We start from the raw sequence: 11679 nt of genomic DNA on the forward strand, positions 1-11679 counted from the left end.
TCACAGGATGGAATGTTTCACGTGAAACCCGTTGACCCGCGTCTGCTCCGCTACGCTCACGCCACGCGCGGCTTCCTCATCGCGGTGGTGCTGCTCGGCCTGGCCGGGGCTGGCCTGGTCGTCGGCCAGGCGATGCTGATCGCCGAGATCGTGGTCGGTGCCTTCCAGCACGGCCTCGGTCCCGGCGGTCTGACCACCCCGCTGGTGCTGCTCGCCATGGTCTCCGTCGGGCGCGGTCTGGTCTCCTGGCTCACCGAGCTGGCCGCACACCGTGCCGGCGCGGCGGTGAAGTCCGAGCTGCGGATGCGGCTGATCGAGCGGGTGGCGCGGCTGGGGCCCGGCGGACGGGTGGCGCGGCCGGGGGCGGGCGAGGGGTCGACACGGGCGGGGGCAGCCACCGACACCGCGGTCGACGACCGAGGCGCGGAGATCCGTACCGGCGAGCTGACCACGCTCGCCACCCGCGGTATCGACGCCCTGGACGACTACTTCTCCCGCTATCTGCCGCAGTTGGGGCTGGCGGTCGTCGTCCCCGTCGCGGTGCTCGCCCGGATCGTCACCGGCGACTGGATCTCGGCGCTGACGATCGTTCTCACCCTCCCGCTGATCCCGCTCTTCATGGTCCTGATCGGCTGGGCCACCCAGGCGCGGATGGACCGCCAGTGGCGGCTGCTCGCCCGGCTGTCCGGCCACTTCCTCGACGTCGTCGAGGGGCTGCCCACCCTGAAGGTCTTCGGTCGGGCCAAGGCCCAGGCCCGCGCCATTCGCAGCATCACCAGCGACTACCGCCGCGCGACCCTGCGCACCCTGCGGATCGCCTTCCTCTCCTCGTTCGCACTGGAACTGCTCGCCACCATCTCCGTCGCGCTGGTCGCGGTCGGCATCGGGATGCGGCTGGTCCATGGCGAACTGGACCTCTACACCGGCCTGATGGTGCTGATACTGGCGCCCGAGGCGTATCTACCGCTGCGGCAGGTGGGCGCGCAGTACCACGCCGCGGCCGAGGGGCTGGCGGCCGCCGAGGAGATCTTCGCGGTGCTGGAGACGCCGCTCCCCACGCTCGGCACCGCGCCCGCGCCCCAGGGCACCGCGCTGGCCGTCGAGAATCTGGTGGTCCGCCACCCCGGCCGGGCCGCCGACTCGCTCCCCGCGACCTCGTTCGAGGTCCGAGCCGGCGAGACCGTCGCGCTGGTCGGGCCCTCCGGAGCCGGCAAGTCCACGCTGCTGAGCGTGCTGCTCGGCTTCACCGCGCCGTCCGAGGGCCGGGCCCTCGTCGACGGCCGGGACATCGCCTCCCTCGCCCCGGACAGCTGGCGGCAGCGGATCGCCTGGGTGCCGCAGCAGCCGCAGCTGTTCGCCGGCTCCATCGCCGAGAACGTACGGCTGGTACGGCCGGACGCGGACGACGCCGCCGTACGCACCGCGCTGGCCGACGCCGGGGCGCTGGACTTCATCGACGCGCTCCCCGACGGTATGGCGACTCAGCTCGGCGAGTCCGGCGCCGGCTTGTCGGCCGGCCAGCGCCAGCGCCTGGCACTGGCCCGTGCCTTCCTCGCCGACCGGCCGATCCTGCTGCTGGACGAGCCCACCGCGAACCTGGACGGCGAGACCGAGGAGGCGATCGTGGCCGCGGTCCGCCGGCTCGCGGTCGGCCGTACGGTCCTGCTCGTCGTCCACCGGCCGGCGCTGCTCGCGGTGGCGGACCGGGTGGTACGGCTGCCGGGCCCGACGGTGGGGCCGGACCCGATGGCGGTGCCGGGGCCTACCGCGGTGCCGGGGCCCACGGCGGTGCCGGGGCAGGCGCCGGTTTCACGTGAAACAGCGGGCAGGGCGGCATCCACAACTCCCGTGCCGCTCCCGGCAGTCGAGGCGCCCGATGGCGAGATCCCCCTGGCCTCCGGCCCAGCCCCCGCCTCCGGCCCCGTCCGTGGTCCGGCACTCGCCCGGCTACGGCGGACGGCCCGGGCCCGTCGGGCGCGGTTCGCACTGGCGCTGCTGCTCGGGAGCCTCGCCCTGGGCAGCGCGGTGGGCCTGATGGCGACCTCCGGCTGGCTGATCTCGCGGGCCGCGCAGCAGCCGCCGGTGCTGTACCTGATGGTGGCGGTCACCGCGACCAGGGCGTTCGGCATCGGCCGCGCGGTCTTCCGGTACGCCGAGCGGCTGGTCGCCCATGACGCGGTGTTCCGGATGCTCGCCGATGTACGGGTCGCGGTCTTCCGCCGCCTGGAGCGGCTGGCGCCGGCCGGGCTCAGGGAGCGTCGCCGCGGCGATCTGCTGTCGCGACTGGTCGCCGATGTCGATGCGGTGCAGGACTACTTCCTGCGCTGGCTGCTGCCCGTCGGCGCGGCGGCGCTGGTCGGGGCGGGCACCGTCGGTTTCACCGGCTGGCTGCTGCCGGAGGCCGGTGTGATCCTCGCCGTCGGACTGCTGCTCACGGGCGTGGGCGTGCCGGTCCTCTCGGGCGCGCTGGCCCGGCGGACGGAGCGTCAACTGGCGCCTGCCCGCGGCTGTCTCGCCACGCGAGTGGTCGATGTGCTCACCGGTACCGCCGAGTTGACGGTGGCCGGTGCCCTTCCCGCCCGTACGGAATCGGTGCGGCGTGCGGACCGCGAACTGACCCGGATCGCCGCCCGGTCGGCCGCCGTGGCCGGGGCCGGAGCAGGGCTCTCGGCACTGCTGTGCGGGCTGACCGTCGCCGCGGCGACGGTGGCAGGTGTCCAGGCGGTACACGCGGGGCGGCTGGAGGGGGTGGCGCTGGCGGTCGTCGTACTGACCCCGCTCGCCGCGTTCGAGGCGGTGACCGGTCTGCCGCTGGCCGTGCAGTACCGGCAGCGCACCCGGCGCGCCGCCGAGCGGGTCTTCGAGGTGCTGGACGCGCCCGAGCCGGTGCGCGAGCCGGCCGCGCCCGCCGAGCCGCCCGAGACGCCGTTCCCCCTGGTCGTACGGGATCTGGGAGCGCACCACCCCGGTCAGGGCCGGCCGGCACTGGACGGGATCGGCTTCACCCTGACGGCCGGTCACCGGCTCGCCGTCGTCGGCTCGTCCGGCGCCGGCAAGTCCACGCTGGCGCAGGTGCTGCTGCGCTTCCTGGACCGGGAGTCGGGGACGTACACGCTGGGCGGCACGGACGCCCAGGCGGTGGACGGCGATGCGGTCCGGCGGCTGGTGGGGCTGTGCGCGCAGGACGCCCACCTCTTCGACAGCTCGTTGCGGGAGAACCTCCGGCTCGCCCGCCGCGACCGGAGCGCCGACGCGGAGGGCGACGACCGTGACCTCTGGGCGGCGCTCGAGCGGGCACGGCTCGCCGACTGGGTGCGGAGCCTGCCGGACGGTCTGGACACCATGGTCGGGGAGCACGGCGCCCGGCTGTCCGGTGGTCAGCGGCAGCGGCTGGCCCTGGCCCGTGCGCTGCTGGCGGACTTCCCGGTGCTCGTCCTGGACGAGCCCGCCGAGCACCTCGACCTGGCCACCGCCGATGCGCTGACCGCCGATCTGCTGGCCGCGACCGAGGGCCGTACCACGGTCCTGATCACCCACCGGCTCACCGGCCTGGACGCGGTCGATGAAGTGCTGGTGCTGGAGCACGGCCGGGCCGTCCAGCGTGGCGGATACGCGGAGCTGGCGGCGGCCGACGGCCCGTTCCGGCGGATGCTGGAGCGCGAGCGTGCGGTGGACACGGCGTACGGCGAGGCAGCGGGCGTCCGGGCCGGCGCGTAGAGCGGTAGGAGCCGACGGGGACGGCAGAGAGCAGGGGGCAAGGGAGCCGAAGCCTCCCCGCCAGGGAGCCGAAGCCTCCCCGCCAGGGAGCCGAACCCTCCCCGCTGCCCCATAACCGCACTTTCCTTGCAAATGCCCACTTATTACTCTCATGGGCATGGACACCGCCCCGGACCCCATGGATGCCGCCACCGCGGCCACCCGCAGCCTGCAGGGCCTGTCCTCCGAGCTGACCGCCCGCGTGCCACAGCTGCTGGAGGCGATGCGTACCGTCGGCGCGGGCCTCGATCTGCACATCACCCTCGACCGGATCGTGGAGACCGCCGCCGAGCTCGCCGACGCCCGCTACGCCGCCATCGGGATCATCGACGACGCCCGTGAGGGGCTGTCGGACTTCGTCACGTACGGCGTGACCGGGCAGCAGCACGAACGGATCGGCGCCCTGCCCGACGGCCACAAGGGCCTGCTCGGCGCACTGATCGAAAACCCCCGGCCGCTGCGCCTGGCCGACCTCACGCAGGACCCCCGCTCGGCCGGATTCCCACCGGGGCACCCGCCGATGCGGACGTTCCTGGGGGTGCCGATCCGCGTCCAGGGCGAGATCTTCGGCAATCTCTATTTGACGGAGAAGCGCGGCGGCGGGGAGTTCAGCGAGGAGGACCTGCACATGGTGCGGGTGCTCGCGACCGAGGCCGGTATCGCCATCGGCAACGCCCGGCTGCATGCGGCGACCCGCCAGCGGGAGCGGTGGATCGACGGCTCGGTGGCGGTGACCACCGAACTCCTCGCCGGCAGTGACGTCGACGACGCCCTCGCGGTGGTCGCCGAGCAGGCCCGCAGGCTGGCGGACTCGGCGGCCGGCATCGTCCTGCTGCCCGACGACGAGGGCGGTCTGGAGATCGTCGCGGTGTCGGCGGACGACCCCACCGGGATCCTGGGGACGCAGATTCCGCCGGACAGTCCGGTGGCCGAGCAACTCCTCGCCGGGGAGCCGGTGTTCGTGGACGACTCGGCCACCGATCCGCGTATGGTGACGGCCATCGCGCCCCGCTTCGGGCCGAGCATGATGCTGCCGCTCAAGAGCGGCGGGCGGGTGCTCGGCACCCTGGCCACACCGCGGTCCCGGGGCGCCCGCCCCTTCACCGCCGCCGAGCGGACGCTGGCCACCCAGTTCGCCGCGCAGGCCGCGCTGGCGCTGGTGCTGGCCGAGGCCCAACGCGACCGGGAGCGCCTCGCGGTCTACGAAGACCGCGACCGGATCGCCCGTGACCTGCACGATCTCGTGATCCAGCGGTTGTTCGCCACCGGCATGATGCTGGAGAGCGCACAGCGCAGGTCGGGCGTTCCGGAGGTGACGCACGGCGTCGGCAAGGCCGTCGACGAGCTGGACACCACCATCCAGGAAATCCGGACGGCGATCTTCGCTCTCCAACAGGGCCCGGCCGAGGCGCCGTCCGGGCTGCGGACCCGGGTCCTGCGCGAGATCGGCACCGCCGCCGTACCGCTCGGTTTCCAGCCGTCGGCCGGCTTCGTCGGCCCGGTCGACTCCCGGGTCGGCGAGCTGACCGGCAAGAACCTGATCGCCGCGCTGCGCGAGGCACTGTCCAACGCCTTCCGGCACGCCCAGGCCTCCCGGATCGAAGTGGTCGTCGACGCGACGATCCGCCTGCCGGACGGCACCGACGGCGTCCGCCTGACCGTCGCCGACGACGGCATCGGCATCCCGGACGGCGGCCGCCGCAGCGGTCTGAAGAACCTCGCCAAACGGGCCGAGTCCCTGGGCGGCTCCAGCAGCCACGGCCCGGGCCTGGGCGAAGGCGGCAGGGGGACGACGGTGACGTGGGAAGCGCCGCTGTAGGAGATGCCGCGCCGGATGGTGAGGCGCCGGAAGCGAGGCCGCTGGGCGTGTTGCGTGGGACGCGAGGTGCTACGTCGATATGACGCCCTCGTGGTCGGCCTCCGCATCCGGCACGGTACGGAACGTCCCCTCGCGGCGCGGCCCCCGGGCACCGTCAGGGCATTTCGGCCGGTCGCACAGACAGTCGGCGTCTGTGGTGCGCTGGTAGTACACCCGGTTTCCGTCCCGTACGCGGGTTACCAGCCCCGCGCGGAGGAGGTGGCTGAGGTGGTAGGAGACGGTCGACGAGCTCAGGTGGTGGCGGGCGGCGAGCTGTGTGGTGGTGCGGGGCACGTCGAGGTCGGTCAGCACGAGGGAACGGGAGTGGCCGATGACGTTGCCGAGGGAGGGGTCGGTTCCCCCGGCGGTCCGGTCCGTCCCCGGTGGATGGTGGGCCGGGCGGAGCGGGCGGCCTGGGTGGACCGGGCGCACCGGGTAGACGAGGTAGATGCCGCGTTCATGCCAAGGATCCACGCTGATGAGCCAGCTGTGTGCAAGCGTCGAAGGGAAGAGCGTGACGTCCGCGGTCCCGGACACCTGTAGCTGCTGTTCGTTCTCCAGGCGGAGCGCGCCGCAGTCGTAGGCGATGTCCCGGTGCAGGGAGTTGAGCGCGGTGTGCAGACCGCTGCGCGCGATGAGGCGTGCCCGGTGGTCGATATCCGCCTTCGCCCGGGCGGAGATGGCGGGCCACATGGGCGCAAGGCTCCGTTGCCAGAACGAGGCCAGCTCGTCGGCGGCCTGCTGTGCGAAGGCCTGCTCGCCGAGTTCCAGGAAGTCCCTGACATCGGGGAGGCCGCCGGGGAACCCACCGGGCCGCCCGGATGCGGAGGCCCGCTCGGGCGGTGATGCGGACCGGAGCACTCTGTTCATCCGGAGCACCCTGCTCGTCTGGAGCACCCTGTTCATCTGGCGGGCGACTATGGGCGACGGCGTCGTGGCGACCTGATGCAACTCCCTGTCGACATCGGGTGCGAGGTCGCTGCCCGGCCCGGGGGTCAGGAAGTCCGGCGCGTAACCGTGGATCTCCCGGCGCAGTGCGGAGAGCAGATGCAGACCGCGTTCCTGTAGCGCGGCGTCGACCTGCTGTCCGTTCATGCGCATCCTGCTCACCGCGCGCGGCCGGTGCGGGTGCAGCACCGCACCGGCCTGCATCAGCGGTGATACCGCGAAGCGTATGGCCGCCAACGCATCCGTGCTCACCGCGATGTCGATCAAGGTTTCCCCCGATATGCCCCCGACATGCCCCTCGGACATGTCCCCCCGAGTCGCACCAATGACGCGCACATGCTAAAAGCAGCCACTCCGTGCACACACGACTTTCGGGATTGACCGACGTGACCGCGCGTACGCGTAGCCACATTTGCGCAGGGGCCCTACGCGTAGGTACGTAGGCGTGGGAGGTGCCGTTGTCGGAGGTGTTGTAGGAGCAGTGCCGTAAGGCCGCCGGAACCGTCAGCGCGGCAGGCCGCCGCCCTGTTCTCCGCGGCGCTGAAGGATCTCCTCGATGACGACCGCGACGCCGTCGTCGTTGTTGGACTCGGTACGGCGCGTGGTGGCCGCCAGCACCTCCGGATGGGCGTTGGCCATGGCGTACGAGGTGCCGGCCCAGGTCAGCATCTCGATGTCGTTCGGCATGTCCCCGAAGGCGACGACCTCGTCCGGTGAGATACCGCGCTCCGCACAGCAGTGGGCGAGGGTGCCGGCCTTGCTGACACCGGGGCCGCTGATTTCCAGCAGCGCGGTGGGGCTGGACCGGGTGAAGGACGCGAGACCGCCCGCGGCCGTACGGGCCAGCGCGAGGAACGCGTCAGGCTCCAGGTCGGGGTGGTGTGCGAGCAGTTTGATGACGGGCTGGTCGGGGAAAGCGGGACCGGCGCTCTCGACGCAGTCGGCGGGGTCCGTCGGTGCCACGAAGTCCTCGGCCAGCAGCTTCTCCGCCGGCGCGACGACCGCGGCCGGGTCCAGGAGGAGCGGCGGGTACTCCGGCTCGTAATGAATGCCGCTGGTGCGCTCGACGGCGAACGAAGTGCCGGGCGCGGCACCGCGCAGCGCCGCCACGACGTCCAGCGCGGCGGTCCGTTCCAGGGGGCTGACCTCGACGATCCGGCCGCCGTGGTGCAGGTCGACGACGGCCGCGCCGTTCGCGCAGATCGCCAGACCGTGACCGTGCACATGATCGCTGACCACGCCCATCCAACGGGCCGGGCGCCCGGTGACGAAGAACACCTCGATGCCGGCCCGCTCGGCGGCGGCGAGGGCGGCGATCGTCCGGTCGGAGACCGTCTTGTCGTCGTGCAGCAGCGTGCCGTCGAGGTCGGTCGCGATCAGCCGGGGTGCGACGGCCGCTTCGGGCGCCCGGGGCGGCGTGGGGGAGGCATCAGTCACGGGGCCATCTTCCCGTACCGCTGCGCACAGGCGTGCAGCAGGTTGCGCGTATGAGCCGGGCCGGGCAGGGCCGAGCCGGGCAAGGTGGGAACGAGGCCGGGGTGAGGCCGGGCGGAGCCCGAGTCGAGCGGCAGGCCCCTCCGTAGGGCTGCCGGCCGCACGGCCGTACGCTCGGGGGCATGCGACTGAGCACCGTGATCCTCCCCGTACGACGCTGGTCCGACGGCGGGCGGGAGGTGTGGCAGCGCGCCGAGGAGCTGGGGTTCCACGCCGCGTACACCTACGACCACCTCTCGTGGCGGAGCTTCCGTGAGCAGACCTGGTTCGGTGCCCTGCCGACGCTGACCGCGGCCGCGGCCGCGACCTCACGGATCCGCCTGGGCACCCTCGTCACCTCGCCGAACTTCCGGCACCCGGTCACCCTCGCCAAGGAGCTGATCTCGCTCGACGACATCAGCGATGGCCGTCTCACCCTGGGAATCGGCGCCGGCGGGAACGGCTTCGACGCCACCGCCCTCAGCCAGGAGCCCTGGTCACCGCGGGAACGGGCGGACCGTTTCGCCGAGTTCGTGGCGCTGCTGGACCGGCTGCTGACCGAGGACGCCGTCTCCTCCGAGGGCACGTTCTACTCCGCCGAGGAGGTGCGCAACATCCCCGGTTGTGTGCAGCGGCCGCGGCTGCCGTTCGCAGTGGCGGCCACCGGGCCGCGCGGCATGCAGCTGGCCGCCCGGTACGGGCAGGCGTGGGTGACCACCGGTGATCCCAAGGTCTCGAACGGAGGCGGTACGCCGACCGAGTCGCTGGAGGCGGTTGGCGGACAGGTCGAGAAGCTCGCCAAGGCCTGCGCCGACCAGGGCCGGGACTTCGGCGAACTCCGGAAGATCATGCTGACCGGCTTCACCCCGGATCGTCCGCTGGACTCCCTGGACGCCTTTGTCGACTTCGCGGGACGCCATGGCGAGCTGGGCATCGACGAGCTGGTCGTCCACTGGCCGATCGCGGATTCGGTCTTCGACGCCGATGTCACGGTCTTCGAGCGCATCGCCACGGAGGGGCTGGCGCAGCTGGGCGCTCGGTAGGGGCGAGCTGAGGCCGGCTCCTTGCCCAGCCAGCCCCTGACCCGGGGGACCGGGCCTGGCTCAGCCCTTGGCACGGTACCCGGCTCAGCCCCTGACGCGTACCCGGCTCCGCCCCTGACTCGTCCCTGACCCGGCTCCGACGCGCCCGGCCACGCCCCGGCCTCCGCTTTACTCCGCATATAGCCGTGAAGGGGGAGAATTGGGGCAGCGGCGCAGTGTGGTGGACGCGGCGCGCGGTGCGCGTCACCGTGCGAGCGGACTGGTGCTCTGTGTCGGAATGCGGCGTTTGGGAATGCGGCGTTTGTGGAGGAGCCATGGCACAGACCCGATTCGCCCCGGACCGCGGACTGACCTCGCGCATGGTGACGACGATGTTCTTCATCGGGTTGCTGTACGTCGTGGTCGTCAGCGCGCTGGTGGTGCTGCTCAAGGGCGCCTGGGTGGTGGTGCTGCTGATCGCGGGGGCGATGTTCGTCGCGCAGTTCTGGTACAGCGACCGGATCGCGGCGTTCAGCATGGGCGCGCACGAGGTCACCCCGGAGCAGGCGCCCGAACTCCACGGCGCGGTCGACCGGCTCTGCGCGCTGGCCGATATGCCCAAGCCACGGGTCGCGATCGCCCAGTCGGATGTGCCGAACGCCTTCGCCACCGGCCGTAATCAGAAGAACTCGATGGTGTGCGCCACGACCGGGCTGCTGCGACGGCTGGAGCCGGCGGAGCTGGAGGGTGTACTGGCCCACGAGCTCTCGCATGTCGCGCACCGCGACGTCGCGGTGATGACCATCGCGTCGTTCCTCGGCGTCCTGGCCGGGATCATCACCCGGGCCGCGCTGTGGAGCGGTGTCGGGCGCAACAACCGGGACCAGAACGCGGCCATCGCCGTGCTCATCGTCACCGCCGTCAGCGTGGTCGTCTACGCGATCAGCTTCCTGCTGACCCGGCTGCTGTCCCGTTACCGCGAGCTGTCCGCCGACCGGGCCGCCGCACTGCTGACCGGCCGCCCTTCGGCGCTGGCCGCCGCGCTGACGAAGATCACTGGCCAGATGGCGCGGATCCCGACCGAGGATCTGCGCAAGGCCCAGCCGTTCAACGCCTTTTACTTCGTCCCGGCGTTCAACAAGGAGAGCTTCAACCAGCTGCTGTCCTCGCACCCGACGCTGGAGCAGCGGTTGGACCAGCTGGGGCGGATAGCGGCGGAGCTGGGGCGGCCGTGACGCGGTGCAAGCGAAGCGAAGCGCAGTCGGTGGCCGGGCAGGGGCAGAGGCAGGGGCAGGGGCAGGGACAGGGACAGGGCAAAGTCGGGCAGTGATGAGCAAGGAGTAAGCCGCGCATGGGATTTCTGGACGCCATCCTCGGTCGCAGCAAGCCGGTCCGCCCCGATCTCGACCAGCTCTTCGCGCTGCCCTCCGCCGCGGTGACTCTCCAAGTAGCGGCGGGTTTCACCGCCACCGGCGTCGGTTCGGTGTGCTTTGCGAGTGTCGAGGGCGGGGCGTTCTCGCGTATTCAGGAGGAGGCGCGGTCCCTGCTGGACGGTTCGGTGGAGTTCACCCAGGACGCGTACGGGTATACATGGCTGCTCGTTCGGCACTCACCGGACGATGTGGCGGGCCTGGTCAACGACCTGCACGCGGTCAACACCTCACTGGAGGAGGCGGGTTTCGGTCCGCAGCTGCTGTGCTCCCTGCTCGGTTTCCGCGATGAGCGGGAGCGGTCGCTGGCGCTGGTCTACCTCTACAAGCGCGGGACGTTCTACCCGTTCGCGCCGCAGCCGGGCGGTGACGAGAGGCGTGACAACTCGCTCGAACTGCAGGTACGGGCGATGCTCGGGGACGACCTGACGGTGGAGAAGGATCTGGCGCGGTGGTTCCCGGTGTGGGGTGCACCAGGGCTGTGAGCTGATGGGGCGGTGAGCCGACGGGGCCGGGTGCTGGGGACGGGGCCCGCGGGCCCGGGGCGGGCGGAGCCCGGTTCTCGCCCCCTCATCCCTCCTCGTCGGCGTCCTCCTCGCGCAGCTTCCCCTTGTGCCTGCTCCGTGCGAGCTCGCTCGCCTTCCTCGCCTTGGCGTGGGTCACCTCGTCGGCCGCCCAGAGGGCCCAGTCCTCCAGGGCGGCCGTCATCCGGAGGCCGTACTCCAGCGCGATCCGGCCGTGTACCGAAATCATTTCCTCGTCCCAGTTGGCAGTCTGGTCGATTTGCTCGTACACGCTGTGCAAGCGGGCCGCGCGCTGGGCCTGTTGCAGCAGGTAAGTCTGCGCTTCGAGCGGTGTGACGATGCCGAGGAAGAAGACGCGCAGCAGGCTGTCGTCGCGTGTGCTGCCGCCCGGCTTGATATCGGTGAGCCAGTGACGCAGCTCCGTCAGGCCGTCCTCGGTGATCGCGTACTCCTTGCGGCCGCGGGGGCCCTGGGCGGCGACCTCGACCAGGCCGGCCGTCGTGAGCTTGTTGAGCTCGCCGTAGACCTGGCTCTGGGTAGCCGGCCAGACGTTCGTGAGCGTGGCGTTGAACAGCTTCATCAGGTCGTAGCCGCTCGCCGGGGATTCGGACAGCAGGCCCAGTACCGCGTGTCTCAAGCTCATGACTCTCACTTTACCTTCCACTCTT

Annotated in this window: 8 protein-coding genes; 5 read left to right on the forward strand and 3 right to left on the reverse strand. The window is 71.9% G+C overall.

Annotated elements, in window-relative coordinates:
* Positions 1–12 precede the first annotated feature (12 nt).
* Positions 13–3717 (forward strand): thiol reductant ABC exporter subunit CydD, encoded by a 3705-nt coding sequence (cydD, locus tag ACFY12_RS14500; protein ID WP_390716110.1) that lies wholly within the window; start codon positions 13–15, stop codon positions 3715–3717.
* A 157-nt stretch (positions 3718–3874) separates the two neighbouring features.
* Positions 3875–5575 (forward strand): GAF domain-containing sensor histidine kinase, encoded by a 1701-nt coding sequence (locus ACFY12_RS14505; protein ID WP_390716111.1) that lies wholly within the window; start codon positions 3875–3877, stop codon positions 5573–5575.
* 69 nt (positions 5576–5644) lie between these two features.
* Here the strand turns inward: ACFY12_RS14505 and ACFY12_RS14510 are convergent, their stop codons facing one another.
* The gene (locus tag ACFY12_RS14510) at positions 5645–6829 is read right to left on the reverse strand and encodes a winged helix-turn-helix domain-containing protein (protein ID WP_390716112.1); all 1185 of its coding nucleotides are present in this window, start codon (positions 6827–6829) and stop codon (positions 5645–5647) included.
* 237 nt (positions 6830–7066) lie between these two features.
* Positions 7067–7999, reverse strand: a complete 933-nt coding sequence (locus ACFY12_RS14515; protein WP_390716113.1) for a Cof-type HAD-IIB family hydrolase — start codon at positions 7997–7999, stop codon at positions 7067–7069.
* A 179-nt stretch (positions 8000–8178) separates the two neighbouring features.
* On the opposite strand from ACFY12_RS14515, the gene ACFY12_RS14520 reads away from it, so the two are divergent.
* The 3 genes from ACFY12_RS14520 (at position 8179) to ACFY12_RS14530 (ending at position 10972) form a co-directional block, all read left to right on the forward strand.
* Positions 8179–9078, forward strand: coding sequence for an LLM class flavin-dependent oxidoreductase (locus ACFY12_RS14520; RefSeq protein WP_390716114.1), 900 nt, complete (start codon positions 8179–8181; stop codon positions 9076–9078).
* Positions 9079–9392: 314 nt separating this feature from the next.
* Positions 9393–10292 carry a zinc metalloprotease HtpX gene (gene htpX, locus ACFY12_RS14525; RefSeq protein ID WP_390716115.1) on the forward strand — a complete coding sequence of 300 codons (900 nt, stop codon included), beginning with the start codon at positions 9393–9395 and terminating at the stop codon, positions 10290–10292.
* A 116-nt stretch (positions 10293–10408) separates the two neighbouring features.
* Positions 10409–10972 (forward strand): hypothetical protein, encoded by a 564-nt coding sequence (locus ACFY12_RS14530; protein WP_390716116.1) that lies wholly within the window; start codon positions 10409–10411, stop codon positions 10970–10972.
* Positions 10973–11057: 85 nt separating this feature from the next.
* On the opposite strand, the gene ACFY12_RS14535 is transcribed toward ACFY12_RS14530, so the two are convergent.
* Positions 11058–11654: a PadR family transcriptional regulator gene (locus tag ACFY12_RS14535; RefSeq protein WP_390716117.1), complete on the reverse strand. Its 597-nt coding sequence runs from the start codon at positions 11652–11654 to the stop codon at positions 11058–11060.
* Between the last annotated feature and the right edge of the window lie 25 nt (positions 11655–11679).

Source organism: Streptomyces sp. NPDC001339 (assembly GCF_042895955.1).
Lineage (GTDB): Bacteria > Actinomycetota > Actinomycetes > Streptomycetales > Streptomycetaceae > Streptomyces.

Coding starts and splice junctions, on each gene's coding strand:
- htpX (WP_390716115.1), top strand. CDS start 9,393: ATGGCACAGACCCGATTCGCCCCGGACCGCGGACTGACCTCGCGCATG.
- ACFY12_RS14530 (WP_390716116.1), top strand. CDS start 10,409: ATGGGATTTCTGGACGCCATCCTCGGTCGCAGCAAGCCGGTCCGCCCC.
- ACFY12_RS14520 (WP_390716114.1), top strand. CDS start 8,179: ATGCGACTGAGCACCGTGATCCTCCCCGTACGACGCTGGTCCGACGGC.
- ACFY12_RS14505 (WP_390716111.1), top strand. CDS start 3,875: ATGGACACCGCCCCGGACCCCATGGATGCCGCCACCGCGGCCACCCGC.
- cydD (WP_390716110.1), top strand. CDS start 13: ATGTTTCACGTGAAACCCGTTGACCCGCGTCTGCTCCGCTACGCTCAC.
- ACFY12_RS14535 (WP_390716117.1), bottom strand. CDS start 11,654: ATGAGCTTGAGACACGCGGTACTGGGCCTGCTGTCCGAATCCCCGGCG.